Source organism: Pseudoalteromonas xiamenensis (assembly GCF_017638925.1).
GTDB lineage: Bacteria > Pseudomonadota > Gammaproteobacteria > Enterobacterales > Alteromonadaceae > Pseudoalteromonas > Pseudoalteromonas xiamenensis.
In genome coordinates, this window is the sequence record NZ_CP072135.1 from 729727 (window position 1) to 744454 (window position 14728).

The 14728-nt window shown below is 44.9% G+C and carries 13 protein-coding genes and 2 pseudogenes; 3 read left to right on the top strand and 12 right to left on the bottom strand.

Translation table 11 applies throughout. From position 1 onward, the window contains the following. Positions 1-4 precede the first annotated feature (4 nt). Complete coding sequence (locus tag J5O05_RS21020; RefSeq protein ID WP_208844882.1) at positions 5-1336, top strand: ABC transporter permease; 1332 nt, start codon at positions 5-7, stop codon at positions 1334-1336. 8 nt (positions 1337-1344) lie between these two features. Further along, positions 1345-2550, top strand: a complete 1206-nt coding sequence (locus tag J5O05_RS21025; RefSeq protein ID WP_208844883.1) for an ABC transporter permease — start codon at positions 1345-1347, stop codon at positions 2548-2550. A 55-nt stretch (positions 2551-2605) separates the two neighbouring features. Here J5O05_RS21025 and J5O05_RS21030 read toward each other — a convergent pair whose 3' ends face one another. The 5 genes from J5O05_RS21030 to J5O05_RS21050 are packed head-to-tail and all read right to left on the bottom strand — an operon-like array spanning position 2606 to position 9691. Next, positions 2606-3865 carry a sensor histidine kinase gene (locus J5O05_RS21030; protein ID WP_208844884.1) on the bottom strand — a complete coding sequence of 420 codons (1260 nt, stop codon included), beginning with the start codon at positions 3863-3865 and terminating at the stop codon, positions 2606-2608. Then, the gene (locus tag J5O05_RS21035) at positions 3862-5307 is read right to left on the bottom strand and encodes a sigma-54-dependent transcriptional regulator (protein WP_341874730.1); all 1446 of its coding nucleotides are present in this window, start codon (positions 5305-5307) and stop codon (positions 3862-3864) included. The genes J5O05_RS21030 and J5O05_RS21035 overlap by 4 nt, the downstream gene beginning before the upstream one ends. A gap of 7 nt (positions 5308-5314) precedes the next feature. Then, positions 5315-7732: an ABC transporter permease gene (locus J5O05_RS21040; RefSeq protein WP_208844885.1), complete on the bottom strand. Its 2418-nt coding sequence runs from the start codon at positions 7730-7732 to the stop codon at positions 5315-5317. Beyond that, on the bottom strand, positions 7729-8436 hold the full coding sequence (locus J5O05_RS21045) for an ABC transporter ATP-binding protein (RefSeq protein WP_208844886.1): 708 nt from the start codon (positions 8434-8436) through the stop codon (positions 7729-7731). Before J5O05_RS21045 ends, J5O05_RS21040 begins: the two co-directional genes overlap by 4 nt. A 16-nt stretch (positions 8437-8452) precedes the next feature. After that, positions 8453-9691, bottom strand: a complete 1239-nt coding sequence (locus J5O05_RS21050) for an HlyD family secretion protein (protein WP_208844887.1) — start codon at positions 9689-9691, stop codon at positions 8453-8455. Between the two features lie 271 nt (positions 9692-9962). Between J5O05_RS21050 and J5O05_RS21055 the strand changes: the two genes are divergently transcribed. Further along, entirely contained in the window at positions 9963-10685 is a 723-nt protein-coding gene (locus J5O05_RS21055; RefSeq protein WP_208844888.1) for an alpha/beta hydrolase, read from the top strand. 64 nt (positions 10686-10749) lie between these two features. Here J5O05_RS21055 and J5O05_RS22220 read toward each other — a convergent pair whose 3' ends face one another. The 7 genes and pseudogenes from J5O05_RS22220 to J5O05_RS21085 form a co-directional block, all read right to left on the bottom strand. Then, complete coding sequence (locus tag J5O05_RS22220; RefSeq protein ID WP_341874743.1) at positions 10750-11031, bottom strand: primase C-terminal domain-containing protein; 282 nt, start codon at positions 11029-11031, stop codon at positions 10750-10752. A 12-nt stretch (positions 11032-11043) separates the two neighbouring features. Beyond that, positions 11044-11508 carry a replication initiation protein gene (locus J5O05_RS22225; RefSeq protein ID WP_244370131.1) on the bottom strand — a complete coding sequence of 155 codons (465 nt, stop codon included), beginning with the start codon at positions 11506-11508 and terminating at the stop codon, positions 11044-11046. A 372-nt stretch (positions 11509-11880) separates the two neighbouring features. After that, positions 11881-13028 (bottom strand): IS3 family transposase gene (locus J5O05_RS21065; protein WP_208844889.1). Its coding sequence is split into 2 segments (ribosomal slippage): positions 11881-12791 and positions 12791-13028, totalling 1149 coding nucleotides; the frame shifts between segments, so codons are not numbered across the junction. Between the two features lie 91 nt (positions 13029-13119). Further along, a complete protein-coding gene (locus tag J5O05_RS21070) occupies positions 13120-13488 on the bottom strand; it encodes a hypothetical protein (protein ID WP_208844890.1) in 369 nt (122 codons plus the stop codon). 288 nt (positions 13489-13776) lie between these two features. Beyond that, positions 13777-14084, bottom strand: a pseudogene (locus J5O05_RS21075) (type II toxin-antitoxin system RelE family toxin). Then, positions 14074-14316 (bottom strand): annotated as a pseudogene (locus tag J5O05_RS21080) (type II toxin-antitoxin system RelB/DinJ family antitoxin). Before J5O05_RS21080 ends, J5O05_RS21075 begins: the two co-directional pseudogenes overlap by 11 nt. Positions 14317-14406: 90 nt before the next feature. After that, positions 14407-14673 carry a helix-turn-helix domain-containing protein gene (locus J5O05_RS21085; RefSeq protein WP_208844891.1) on the bottom strand — a complete coding sequence of 89 codons (267 nt, stop codon included), beginning with the start codon at positions 14671-14673 and terminating at the stop codon, positions 14407-14409. Positions 14674-14728 lie beyond the last annotated feature (55 nt).

The following is a 14728-nucleotide window of genomic DNA, read 5'->3' on the forward strand; positions in this document are numbered from 1 at the left end:
GAAGATGTTTGGTTATTACCTAAAAATCGCTTGGGTTAGTATTCGCAAAACCCCATTGCTAAGTTTACTTATTGTGTTGACCGTTGCGGTAGGTATTGCAGCCTCAATGACGACTTATACGGTTCAATATATGATGTCTAAAGACCCTTTACCAGGGTTGAGCGACCGCACCTTTCAGATCCAGTTAAACAGTTGGGGACCTGAAAAGCCCTATGGCTATGAAGGGGATGAAGAGCGTACGACTCGTCACATTACCCTTCAAGATGCCAAAAACCTACTTGCAGCGAAGCAAGCTCCGTTGCAAACAGCGATTGGTGAATTTGCTGAATTTGTGTATTCAGAAGATCAGTCTTTCTCTGATGGTATCGGAACGGATATTCGAACGGTGACGATTGACTTCTTTGCTATGATGCGCGCGCCATTTTTATATGGAACCGCTTGGTCAGCCGAAGACGATGAAGCGGGTACGGATGTAACCATCATTTCTAAAAAGCTCAATGACAAGTTGTTTGGCGGTGTGAATTCCATTGGCAAAAGTATCGTTATTGGTGAACGACAATATCGTATTGTCGGTGTTATGGATGACTGGCCTATGTTGCCAAAGTTCTACGGTGCGCCTTTTGAAGCTTATCAACCCACTCGAGATGTGTTTGTGCCTTTTTTCAATCAAATTCGGCATGAGCTGTTAACGCGTTCTGAGCTTGCTTTCAATTGCTGGACGGCGCCTGCTGATGATTCCATTCGGGCGTTTTTCAACTCGGAATGTGTTTGGATCATGTTTTGGGTTCAATTGGATACACCATCCGATCGTAAACGGTATTTAGATTTCATATTTGATTATGCGAAAGACCAACGACAATTCGGCCGTTTTCAACGTGATGGCTTCCATAAAATGTACAGCGTTGAAGAATTCTTGCTGAATGAAGAAGTGGTGTCTAAAGACACGAGAATTGGCGTGTGGTTGGCGTTTTTATTCTTGATCGTGTGTCTTCTTAACTGCATGAGTCTCATGACCGCTAAATTTCACAGTAAGGCGGCGGAAGTGGGATTACGACGTGCGGTTGGCGCGAGTAAACAAAATCTTTTTGCTCAATTTAGTTGCGAAATTTTGCTTTTGGCATTATTTGCTTCGGTTTTAGGGATGTTGATGACGTTGGCTGGATTGCACTTTACAAAAAGCGCCTACAGCTATCTGTCTGCGGAATTAATGACGATGGACGTGAATATGGTCTTGGCGACGTTAGGACTTGCGATTGTTGCAACCATGGCGTTTGGTCTGCTCCCTATTATCAAAGCGATCCAAGTTCAGCCAGCTAGCCAGCTTAAAAGTCAGTAGGTAGTCGTATGCGTGATTTAAAACCAATACTTAAAACCATAAAAGTGCGCTTGATGGGGCCTGCCTTACTCGCGCTACAAATTGCCGTAACGTTTACGATTTTGGTCAATGCCTTTTTCATGATTGAACAAAAAGAAGCAATGATTTCAAAGCCAAGCGGCGTTGATGAAGCGAATATCTTTCGTGTGCTCTCTAATCAACCTTTTCCAAAAGAAGAGTATGAAGCACGCCTCGATGAGACTATTGAAGCAATTCGCAGTATTCCCGGAGTGCAAGCAGTGTCTATGCTGAATACGCTGCCGCTCGCCGGATTTGGCACTTACGATGAGCTTACTCGAACACCTGAAGGGCGTCGCGAAACGTGGACGGCTACCTTCATGGGGAGCACAGACGCCTACCAAACACTTGGCTTAGAGCTAGTTGCAGGCCAAGGATTTACTAAACAAGACGAAATAACTGTCGCATTTGAAGCGCAGTCTCACCCAAGCGATGTATTGGTAACCAGAGCGCTGGCTGAAAAACTTTATCCAGACAACTGGGAAGAGGCGCTTGGAAAAACCATCTACTTGACGATGATTCCTCATCAAATCAAAGGAATTTTAGCTGAAATGAATGGTCCTTGGGGAACGTGGTTTGCGGCCAAGATTAGTGTTCTTAAGCCTGTGCGAGACGCGAACGAAGTACTTCCATTAGCGGTAAGAGCTGAACCTGGCGAGATTGATGTAGTGATGGAGCGTGTCAAAGAATATTTATTGAAAACACCTAGAAGACAAATTACCTATTTGGATAAATTCGTTGATATCAAAGCAAAGAATTACCAAAGGGAGAGTGCCGCGTTAAACACATTGTGGATAGTGTTATTGGGTCTAACGTTTGTTACAGCGCTGGGTATTTTTGGTCAATCACGTTTTGCCATCATGAAACGCCGTAAACAAATCGGTGTTCGTCGTGCGCTCGGTGCGAGTCAATGGCATGTATTGCGTTATTTTTTGACAGAAAATGCGATAGTTACGTCTATAGGCATTTTATTCGGTTGTGTTTTCGCGATTGTTTTAAACCAGTACACGGTGAGTCATTTCGAGTTCAACCTTATTCCGGCAGGCTATTTTGTGTTTGGCGCGGCGTTTTGTTTGGTACTGGGCCAAGTTGGCGTGCTCGTGCCTGCACTGCAAGCCAGCCGTTTGTCCCCAGCAATCGCAACCCGTACCGTCTAGTAAGGCTTTTTGCTGTGGAATCAAAAAGGGCATCGTGAATGCCCTTTTTACTTTTTCATTGTTGTACTGGCAGTCTAATCTCAGCGACCGTTCTCTCTTGCGTCTGATACAAGTTAAGTTTTCCATTGTGGTTTTCGATAACTCGCTTACACCAGACTAAACCGATCCCTTGACCCTCTTTTTTAGTGGTGAAAAATGGTACAAACAAATTATCCAGATTGCTCAAGCCAATGCCGTTATCTTGAACGGTGATCGTCGTAAAGGTGTTAGACTGCTTGATATGCAATTCGACCATCGGGTCGGTTTTCTCTGAGTCACAGGCTTCAAAGGCATTTTTGATAAGATTAATAAGTACTTGCTCGAGTAACGCTTTGTCAGCATAAATAGATTCAGTGTCAAACGACACGGTAAGCGAGGGGTACAGTGTCGTCAAATTGAGGCACAGCAATTGAGTATCAATTGTCGAGGGGCTGAGGGTGATTGGCTTTTCCAAATCCGCAAAGTTTGCGACAAATTGATGGAGCTGCGCACTTCGTTCTACGATGACGCCGAGCATTTGCTTTTGTGTATCGTCATTCGAAAATTCAGCAAGGGTTTGCGCAAGCGATTTAATGGGCGTTAATGAGTTTTTGATTTCGTGGCTCATGACGCGCACGATTTGCTGCCAACTCTGCTGTTGTTTGGCCGACAAGGCATCTTGTATGTCCGTAATGAGAATAAGCGTATGTAATTTACCATCCAATAATATTTGGCTTGTACGTAACTGCTCACTTTCATTGTTGCTTACTAAATTCCATTGATCATTGAAAGTAAATCCAAGGGTGTCGAGACGCTTTAGGCGAACCGAATGCCAGCCATAGCCCAGCCAATTTGAAAGTGCCCCATTGCCCATAATGACACGGTTATCTTCGTTAATTACCACAATTGGGCTGTTCATGGATTGCAATAGTTCATTCACAAGCAATGCGTGATGCTGATTATCGACTTGCCACCGAGACGCTTGTTCCGCAAGTTTCAATACGTCATCATGTAAGGACTTGGCCACACCGGTCTGAAATCCAATTTGGCTACGCACATGAGTTTCCCCATTTTGGATTGCGTCGAGCTGTGTTTGAATATTTCGATAAGGCGTAAAAAGCGCCTGTTTGAAACGTGTGTATCCCAAGTAACAAATAGGTAATAGACATACCCACAACGTGATGAGAAAAAGTGGCCGCGCTTGATACTGCCACACGAGTATACTGGCAAGCAATACAATGACGAGCGTCACGCTGAGCGCGACGATGCGCGTCAGATCCTCTTGTGACTTAATCAAAGAATACCTGCTTTTTGCTGAAAATCTTTGGCCACAATTTGGTACTTTTCCAATCGTCGGTAAATGGCACTTTTGCTCAGCCCAAGGATCGTTGCTGCATTTTCAGTGTTTCCGTTGGTGTTTGTGAGTGCTAACTTTAAAAGTTGCTGCTCCGCTTCATCAATGGTCATCAAGGGCAATTCTGCATGGGCAGATTTGCAAAGCGGAGCCGCTGCTGAATTCGGATTTTGGACTTGCGCTATCATGTCAGGCGTAACGTGAATGTCACTCGTTAGAATAACGAGGCGTTCCATTAGTTGGCTTAATTCACGCAAATTGCCTGCAAAATTCTGCGCGCTCAAATAGCGTTCGGCATCACTGGAAAGTTGTTTTTTCGGCACGCCATGGGTTTGGCCATGTTTTGCTAAAAATTGCTTCGCCAGCATAGGAATATCCTCTCTCCGCTCGCGAAGTGCGGGTACTTTAAGAGTGACGGTATTTAGACGGAAAAACAGGTCTTGGCGAAACACGCCTTGTTTAATAAGCGTTTCAAATGCTTCATTGCTGGCACTGACAATTCGCGGTTTCGCGGTCATCGTATGACTACTGCCTACTTTTTCAAATTCACCACTTTCCAACACACGCAATAACTTAGCTTGTTGAGAGATGGGGGTTGCTGCCACTTCATCTAAAAACAGAGTCCCTTCTCTGGCAAGTTCAAAGCGGCCGATACGCGCCTTATCTGCACCCGTAAATGCCCCTTTTACATGACCAAACATTTCGCTTTCGAATAGAGTTTCCGTGATGGCAGCCATATTTACCGAAACAAACGCGCCATGTGATGAACTCTGTTGATGTAAATATTGCGCGAATGAAGATTTGCCCGTGCCATTTTCGCCTATCAATAAAACGTTTGCTTGCGTCTTCGCAACGCGCTCTAATTGCGATAAAAAGGCTTGCATGACAGGGGATTGGGAGTTGAGCCATACCTCATCTTGCGCATCTTGAAGTTGCTGTTCCAGCGCCAAGTTACTTCGTTTTAATTTGGACACTTTGGTTGTATTGTCGATGATTTGGACAAGTCGCTTGTTGTCCCAAGGCTTTTCAATAAAATCGCTCGCACCTTTATGAAGCGCTTGAACAATAAGTTCAGTATTTGCCCATGCCGTCATCGCAATGGCGGCAATGCATGTACCATTTGATTCATTAAATGCAGCAAGTTTATCGAGGAAATAAAGGCCTTCAGCACCTGATGTCGTATCCAATGCGAAATTCATGTCGAGCAGAACGAGATCAACGGACTTTTGCGCAAGCCGCGCTAATCCAATGGCTGGAGAATCCGCTTCTTCGATTTGATAGCCGTAATTGCTTAACAAGAATCGCGCAGAGAGGCGCACATCCGGTTTGTCATCAATGATTAAAATGGTTGCAGTCATTGCCGTTGTTTGCGTGGCCGAAGCCACGCACTCCTTACTCGTTTCTTAATGCCGAAATAGGATCTGCTTTAATTATTTGTTTTACAGGGATCACGCATGCAAGATAGCAAAATCCAAATAAAACGGCTACGGCGACGGCAACTTGGGCAAGTTGAGGTTTGGCGTATAGAGCAAACAAATCGTTAAACAAGCTGTAGCTTCCAATGCTGAGCACGAACGCGACAACGATGCCAGTGAAAAGCGGTTTCAGCGCTTCACGTACTACCATTGCTAAAATACGCTTTGGTTTTGCACCCAGAGCCATACGAACACCCAGTTCAAAACGGCGCATCTGAGTACCGTAAGACACGACCCCGAATATCCCCGCGCAAGCCAATCCCAAAGCGAGTATGCTGAGACCTGAACTTAATGCCGCCGCCAATTTATGGTGAAACACTAAATCTTCGCTCGCTTGTGTCACGTCAAGGAATTCAAGTACCGTCGAATTGGCGTTAACTTGATTGACGATATCGATCACTTCTTTACGCGACAATGTTTGTCCTTCTTTAGTACGGATCATCAGGTTCAATCGCAATGTGGAGTACGGCCAATACACGTAGCCGGTAAACTGACTATGCGTAAACGCGTTATAATGGTCATCGACTACACCTACGATCTCAAACAGATTTTCCGTTCTGAAGCCTAATCGTTTACCAATTACTTCCGTCGTGCCAAACACCTGCATAGCAAGAGCTCTGCTTACGATGATCACCTTGGCTTTATCTACAATTTCGTCAGGGGCGAAATTTCTGCCTGAAATAACGGCTTGTTTTAGCATAGGAAAGTAATTTTCATCTACGGCGTTGAAGCCGAAAACTCCCTGATGTTGGCCATCTTCGGTGACGAGTGGACTTGAGAAGTTGCCTCGACGAATGGGTGAGACAAAGCTTCGCGCGGTTTGTGCTATTTTTGGGTGGTTGTTCAGCGTTTGTTGTACTTCGTTAATTAGCGCCATTTTCCCATCTTTAGATAAGTCTTCCCCTGCCGTGACAATTTGGGCGCTGTATGTGTTCGTCACATCGACCCCGAGAGGGTGATTAGCTAAGGAAAGTGCAGAATGTAGTACGGAAGAACTGGCAATTAGCATCACCCCTGTTAAGGCGACTTGTGACGCGATTAAGCCATTGCGAAGTTGTGCTGAAATCTGCTTCTGAGTGCCTTTACCACTGCCGCTCAAATGCGATTTGAGTTCATGATAGCGAATGGTTTTCTTTGCAAAAAATGCGAGTATCAGCGCCAGCAACAAGGCACAAAATAACGCAACAAGCGAGACTTGCCAATTGAGGCCAAGCTCCACGAGTCGATGTACTGATTCCTTTGCAAGTGACTTTGTAAGCTCTAAAAGCCATGCCGCGACGAGTAATCCCAACGCGCTCGCTGTAACGGTGAGCACTGATGCTTCGAGGAAGATACGTGTAAATAATTGGTTAGGTTTAGCACCAATGCTGGCACAAATAGCCAGAGTTTGCTGTTGTTTAATGAGATGAGAAAGATATAAATTGATGATGTTCGCAAGGGCAATAACCAACAAGGTGGTCGCACCAGCAAAAACGGCAATGGTGATCCTAGCACTGTCCCCTCGAATCGCTTCTTCAAGAGGCGTAAAATGCGCAAGTAATTGGTAACCATCAAAGGTTTTCGCGATGTCACTATGGTTTGCCAGCGTTTGCTGCATGACATTTGTGAATTGTGCTTGGGTAGATTGAACGAGACTCGGTGTGTCAATGCGTTGAATAGTGGTTAAACTCTTCGAGGCATTCGTCCATTTTTGGTCATTTAACACTTGATTGCTCATTGGCAAATAAAGTGCCGCCGGACCATACGGGGCTGAAGGGGCTGGGTCTTCAACTTTATCCGCCATCACGCCAATGATGCGGTATGCTATTTTGTTGAACTCTAATGTTTGCCCAATGACCGCGGGCGAACCTGCATATTGGCGTTGCCAATACTCGTAAGACAATACAACTTCAGGCAATGCCTCGGTATACCAAGCTGACGGGCTAAAATCATTTCCTAAATGAAGCGGCAGTCCCAGCAAACTAAAGTATTCAGACGTTACATACAGGGCTGACTCCACCGGCTGACTTGCATCACTTGTCACTTGGCCTTGCTGCTGTTTAATCATGGCAGCTGATTGATTCGATTCTTTAGCTTGTTTGTACATGGCCACTTGCGGGGCTTCAAGTTGACCACCAATATTATTTTTCCCCTCCGACTGCAAATTCTGTTGCAACAAATACAGTTGTTCTGGCGATTTATATGGCAATGGCTTGAACAGCACGACTTGGTTTAAGTTAATGGCCGCCAGTAACGCGCCAAGTGTCAGTGCAAGTGTGAGAATCATTGTTACGCTAAATGTCGGGTTTTTGCGAAGTCCCGCAACAACCTGTTTTAGGATGGGATAAAAGCTCATGATGCCGCCCTTAACGTTGGCTGAGACACGATTTTTCCATCCAACAAATGATACTGCTTGTTGGCAAAATCGGCGTAACGAGGATCATGCGTAACCATACAAATGGTGGTGCCTTGCATGTTTAACTCGCGCAGTAACATCATGACGGCGTCACCGTTTTTCGAGTCTAAGTTTCCAGTTGGCTCATCGACAAGTAAGACGGTTGGGGCACCAACTAAGGCACGTGCAATCGCTACTCGTTGTTGCTGTCCACCTGAAAGTTGATTGGGTTTATGCTGCTGACGATGCGACATTTCAACTTTTTTAAGTGCATCTTGTACTGCGGATCTAATGTCTGTTTCTGAAACCGCGAGCTCGCGATAACGTAGAACGAGGGCAACGTTTTCAAATACCGTGAGTTCATCAATTAAATTAAAGGATTGAAAGACAAAGCCAATTTTTTGGTTACGAAACTCTGCGCGGCGATTCTCATCCAACTGACTGACTTCTTCACCCTCAATGAAGTAATGCCCTGATGAACTGCTATCTAGAAGGCCTAAAATGCTCAACAGTGTTGACTTTCCACAGCCTGAAGGGCCAGAAATTGACACGAACTCACCTTGCTCAATTGTGAGGTTGACCCCTTGAAGTGCATGGGTTTCTAGACTGTCGGTTAAATATACTTTGGTTAAATCCGTTAGTTGAATAGCGGGTTGCGACGTCATATTCATTCTCTCTTTGTTATTTTAATTCGATGTTGGTTTGTTGATATTGATTGCCGATATCCGACAAGATGAATTCATCTCCACGTACTGCGCCATTTAACACTTCAATGCGCTGACCGCTTTTTTTACCAAGCTCAACCCACACAAGTTCAGCACTGTGTTGGTCATCCGACAGCTTATAAAGTGGTATGCGAGAGTTTGCTTTAGCGTTAACGGGGACCGGCAGAGTCAATACGTTCGCAACCCTGCCTAACTCTATCACAGCCGAAACGTTAAGTGCAGGACGTGCATTACTGGGTAAATCTCCAGTCAGTTCAAGTTCGACCTCAACGTGTCCGTCTTGTACGACTGGGTCGATACGCACTACGTTTGCATGAGCGGAACCTCCTCGTGTATCAACCATTGCCGAATGGCCAATAGCGAGATTCTGGAGTTCTTGTTGCGGCACTTTGATTAATGCGATTAACGAGTCGGTGTTGCCAACAAGCGCAATTTGACTGCCTATGCTTAAGCTTTGTCCTAGCTCAATGGGTAAAGCTTGTAACACTCCATCAATACCCGCGGTGACGTTCAAACGTGCTTGCTGATTGAGCGCGAGCGAGAGCAGGCTTTGTTTCTCTTCTAGTTTTTGTGATTCGATCTGATGTTTCTGTTCAAATAACGCTTGGCCTTTTTTATCTCTTTTACGTAGGTGTGATAGCCGTGCTTCCAGTTTTGCAACGTTAGCTTCGCTATTTAATAAATCTAAGCTTGAGACGACTCCGTCTTTTGCCAAGTTTTTTTCTGCGTTTAAACGTGTTTTCGCAACGTTCAAATCTAAAGTGACTTCCTGAATATCTTGTTGAACGCTAAGCTGCTCTTTTTCAAAGTTTAGTTGGAACTCCGCAATCACCGCTTTTTGTGCATTCACCGCCATTTGGGCTGTTGTTACATTTTGGTCTATTTCGGGGTTACTCAACCGTACGATGACGGAGTTTGAGTTGACGAGGGCACCTGGTTTTAAACGTATTTCTTCAACCACCGCTGAAAAAGGTGCAGTTAGAAAGCGTTGAGCTTTAGACTGCAAGACTCCAAAACCAGAGGCTTGGAGAGACAAATCCCCTTGAGTGACAGACGCCAGCCAGAGTTTTTCTTTTGAAATTTGTGTGGTTGCTTGGCCCGTCAATAGCCACAGCGCAGCAACTGCAGTAATCGTAATGAGGGGCCATTTCAACCATGTTCTAGAAGTTGAAGGGCGTGTACGTAGTTTGTCCATTGTAAAGCTCCATGTTTGCCGTTATGTTGACTGGAGCAACTGAAATGCCAAATTTAAAGTTTTTTTAAAACAGTGTGTTGTATCTATTTCTTTAGACTGCGTATGGAAAATTATCGAAAATGGGAAATCGATTTTTTGCGAAAATGGGAATTTTCAACTGAATGATGCTTAACTAAGCACGTTGAGTTTATGACTGTGAATAGGCCCAATTAATTGCTAAACTCACCGCATCAAAGACCAAAATTCTATAATAAAAATAAGGATATAGCAGATGTTTTTTACTATGCTCGCGGCGCTAACCCTCAGCGCAACATCCCATCCAGAATCGTTGGTGGATGCAGCTCGACATCGGACTGTCCCCATCGAAATTCAACTTCCGGAAAAGCAAGAGCGTTGTACGTTGCAACAACGGTGTAAAGTCGCTTTCATTAGTTCTGGTTATGGTATACCACATGACAAGTACCAGTTTATGGTGCGCACGTTGACTCAGCATGGCTTTATGACGGTGTCGATAGCCCACGAACTCGAGCAAGACCCTGATTTATCGCGTATACCTCCGTTTCTTGCAACACGCGCTGAAAATTGGCAACGGGGTGCACAGACGCTCGCTTTTGTGCGCGAAACATTAAGCCCCTCTTTTGAGGCATATGATTTTGATCATTTGTGGTTGCTTGGTCACTCGAATGGTGGTGACATTTCGGCGTGGTACGCCAATGCAACGCCAACGTTTGTTGAAGCGGTGGTGACCATTGATAGCCGTCGTGTTTTGCTACCGAGGAACAAAGACATTCGTGTTTTGTCTATTCGCGGAAGCGATTTTCCGGCGGATGATAACGTGCTTTACACGGACAGCGAACGTTTAAGTTATCCCGTGTGTGTTATGCAAATTCCAAATGCTCGTCATAATGACATGTCGGATTTTGGTCCTGAATGGTTAACAAACAAAATGACGAGTGCAATCACGTCGTTTCTTGAAAATCAATCCTGCAAATAGGGGCTGGTGGCGCAATTGTTGTTACAAAAGAAGTGTGAATGTCACCGCACTTCTTCCCCATTAATCATTTCAAAATATAACCCTCTGGGCTAAAGTGCTTAAAGACAAATTGAGCAACGCTTTTGCTTGTATGCCTAATTTCACTTTCTGGTATCGGGTGTTCAAACTTTTGGATGTTGTAACCGTTTGCGCGAGTTAAAACAGCCTCAAACCAACGCTCATAGTCAGGCCATCCCTGACGAATGGAATGATACGCCCATTTTCTCAAGTCTTCGAACAGGTTGCAGTTACGGCCTAACCCGTAATCAGGCAGCCGCTGACGGCCACCGTAAGCGCTTAAATCCAGATAATCGGCTAATCAATCGAGGTCATACAGGTTTTGCTCCCACGTAGACACCTGCCAATGCGGGTGTAGCGGGTTTTTGCAGATAAGCCCTGCATAACCAATGTCCGCACCGAGCATTTCTCTTAGCGCGTTTTCTACGGCCGCGGCGTAACGCAAAGGCACACTGCGCCCGTTTGGTGCCGTTCGGATCGATACCTCAAGGCCATAAATCAAATGCGCGTGGCCGTTCTCTCGATTGGTGGCAACAATATTGGGGGCGGGTGCGCCTAAGTCATACCACCCTAAAGCCGCATCAGGCGAATCTACATCGAAGATCAGCCAGTATTTATGGGTTGGACCATTGGCTTGTATGTAACGGGATTTGAGGGCGTTCTGGGCGCGTGCAATGGCAAGGCCAGTCGCAAACTCGTCTGTATGGTACGGTTTTTTGGGTAAACGCTGTTCAAACAGTGCAAGCTGTACTGCGTTGTTACTCAAAATCCACCGCGCTTATGGCGGTTTTGTCTTGTGAAGTGTGATCCATGTGTTATTAATTCTCTCTGAGAAATATTCTCGAACCCTGATTACTCAAGCCTCCCGCCAAATGACACGCTTATACCCAGCAAAACACACACTTATACACCGTTTCTGTGGATTATTTAACGAAGATCTAAAAACGACTTAGAACTCGCTTTGGGAGCCAACAAGCGTAGCGCGTTAGCCAATAAAAGGGCGTGATTCTTGCTTATAAATCTGGGTTAAAACGAAAGGAGCTCTCTTATGAATATATCAAATACCCAAGCTATTTATGGTAACTATAAAGCTATCGAAGTAGTGAAAAAGCAAGATGTTTGAATCGCCACCAATAAACTAGACACTTCCCAGCCGTTCTTGGTAACGGTTTTCATACTCTACCGGTGACAGCAGATTATTGGAACCATGTTTTCGTTTGCTGTTATAAAACATTTCTATGTAATCAAACACATCGCTTCTGGCTTCATCCCGTGTTGAGTAGATCTTGCGTTTGATCCGTTCACGCTTCAGCAGCTGGAAAAAGCTTTCGGCTACAGCGTTATCATGGCAATTTCCGCGTCGGCTCATACTGCCTTGCAAGCCATGAGTTTTAAGGAATGCTTGCCAATCGTGGCTGGTGTATTGGCTTCCTTGATCGGAATGCACCATCACCTGCTTTTTCGGCTGACGTCGCCAAACCGCCATCAGTAATGCGTTTAATACGATGTCTTTGCTGATTTGGGAATGCATCGACCAACCAACAACTTTGCGGGAAAACAGATCCACCACGACGGCCAGATACAACCAACCTTCGTGTGTGCGGATATAGGTGATATCAGTTACCCACACCTCATCAGGCGTTACTGGATTAAACTGGCGCTGTAAACGGTTAGGCACAACGATATGGCTATCACCCTTGCGATACCTCGGTCTGCGGTAACCAACCTGTGCTTTTAGCCCCTCAGATTGCATCAATCGATACACCCGGTTAATACCGCAGCGTTCGCCCGTATCACGTAAATCAGAATGGATCTTACGGTAACCATACACGCAACCAGATTCCAGCCAGAACTGCTTGATTAACCCTGTCAGCCGACGGTTTGTCTTGTCACGTTTTGAAGACGGCTGCTTGCTCCATGCATAAAAACCACTGGGGTGAACATCCAGCATGTTACACAGCCAGCGTACCGGCCACCGATCATTGTGCTCCTTAATAAAGGCGTACCTCAGTCGGACAGCTTTGCGAAGTACGCCGCGGCTTTTTTTAGAATGTCGCGCTCTTCAGTGGCCCGTTTTAGTTCTTTTTGCAGGCGTTTAATCTCTGCCTGCGCCTCAGATAAGTCGTTGTGTTGTTTGTTATCAGGGCCATACTTCTTCACCCAAGCATATAGGCTGTGTGTGGTGATATCTAGTCGCTTAGCAACATCAGCGATGGAATGACCGCGATCAACAACTTGTTTAACCGCTTCGATTTTGAATTCTTCAGGATAGCGTTTGCCGCTCATAAGCACCTCTCTTTGAGTTAGTTTATCTAACTAAGAGGTGTCTAGGAAACTAGTGGCGATTCAAATATCTTTTTAAACATGAACTAATCCTTTATATTTTGTTGTGATAGTAACTTCCTGATTCATAAGAAGTCATAAAAGATAGTACACCACCACCATTCTTTTTAATAGCTAAATTAGGTACAGAATTGTGATCTTTATCTATTTCTATCACCTGCCCTATCTGGCCTGAATTTAATCCTAATTGCTTCCCTAGTTGCTCCATTTCCTGCTGCATTTTAGGCAGAATTTCTGTTTTTAACTGCTCAACTGCTTTAGCATATCGTTCTCTTTCTTCTGGAGATTCAGCGTTTTTAGCTCGTTGCTCAAACTCTGCAATACCTTCTTTTGCTCCCTTAACATCGCCAACTCTACCGTTATAACCAAAAAATACATCCATAAAATTATTAGATATCTGCATATGTTCTCTCTCCTTTGAGAATAAAAAATAGTTTAAGCAAGTTAGATACCATTAAATTAGAAGCAATACCTAGCGCCACCCGTTACACCTTTAAATCTAAAAGGCTGCGGGAAACCCGCTAAGAGATCTATTCGCCCCCGCCAAGGGCTGTTATCAGATAAGGCTTGTTTTCGATCACTCTGTACTTGCTTCAAATAGCGACTCACCAAAGCCGAGCCAATAGCAAGATCCTCACCAATATCGAGGTTTGAATAGCCCAGTTCCTTCAGCAATAAGTGAGCCTGTTAGCTAAACTCGGTTTCCAGCATCTTTATAAGCTTCTGATTTATCTCTTTTACCTATGGCAACAACAAGAACTGACACTTTTTCATCCCGCACTTGATATATCAGCCGATACCCAGCTTGGCGAAGCTTTATCTTGTAACAGTCTGGCAATTCTCTTAGGCGGTTCGCTTCAACTCTCGGTTGTTTTAAAACTTCTGCCAGTTTCTTTTAAAACTTCTGCCAGTTTCTTTTTAAACTGCTCTTTCACTGTCGCACCTAACTTGTGCCATTCTTTTGAGCGCTCGGGGATCAAATTCTAACTCATAGGTCATCTAGCGAGACCTTCACACCAGTTTTCGGCTCCGCTAAACGAGCCTTAGCAACGGCAATCAATGCTTAATCTTCGCTGGTTAACAACACAGATTTAAACGGCAACGCTTCTCTTTGCGCCACATATTCCAAAGTTTGTCTTAACAATTCAGACGGAGTTACACCAAGCTTCTCTAATGCAGCAAAAGAACGTGCTTTTAATTCATCATCAACTCGAATATTAATCGTACCCATAATGCACCGGTAATTACAAACGTATTTACACCAATTGTAACTCACCGATATTAAACCGTAAGGGCTATTATCTGATAAGGCTTGTTTGGATCACTCTGACACTTGTTTTAAATATCGACTGACAGAAGCCGAACCAATGCCAAGATCTTCAGCTATATCGCGGTTTGAACAGCCCTGAGCCTTTAGCTCCAAAACCGCCTGTAGATGCTCTTTCGCCTTGGACGGCCTACCACCGCCTTTAGATACTTTACCATCTAAAGCCCCCACGCGAGCCTGACGTTCACTGAACCCCGCTGCACTAAAGTTCTTGTGCGTCCACCGCGCTACGCTCTTGGCCGTGACTTTCACTTCGCTCATTGGCGTTAGCGTGTGACGGGTGTCAGTTTCTGCAAAGACGGGGAAATATTATCGG

Bases quoted from the DNA above. Each gene is read 5' to 3' on its own strand.
- J5O05_RS21020 (WP_208844882.1), top strand. From the start codon at position 5: ATGTTTGGTTATTACCTAAAAATCGCTTGGGTTAGTATTCGCAAAACC.
- J5O05_RS21025 (WP_208844883.1), top strand. From the start codon at position 1,345: ATGCGTGATTTAAAACCAATACTTAAAACCATAAAAGTGCGCTTGATG.
- J5O05_RS21040 (WP_208844885.1), bottom strand. From the start codon at position 7,732: ATGAGCTTTTATCCCATCCTAAAACAGGTTGTTGCGGGACTTCGCAAA.
- J5O05_RS21045 (WP_208844886.1), bottom strand. From the start codon at position 8,436: ATGACGTCGCAACCCGCTATTCAACTAACGGATTTAACCAAAGTATAT.
- J5O05_RS21050 (WP_208844887.1), bottom strand. From the start codon at position 9,691: ATGGACAAACTACGTACACGCCCTTCAACTTCTAGAACATGGTTGAAA.
- J5O05_RS21055 (WP_208844888.1), top strand. From the start codon at position 9,963: ATGTTTTTTACTATGCTCGCGGCGCTAACCCTCAGCGCAACATCCCAT.
- J5O05_RS21070 (WP_208844890.1), bottom strand. From the start codon at position 13,488: ATGCAGATATCTAATAATTTTATGGATGTATTTTTTGGTTATAACGGT.
- J5O05_RS21085 (WP_208844891.1), bottom strand. From the start codon at position 14,673: ATGAGCGAAGTGAAAGTCACGGCCAAGAGCGTAGCGCGGTGGACGCAC.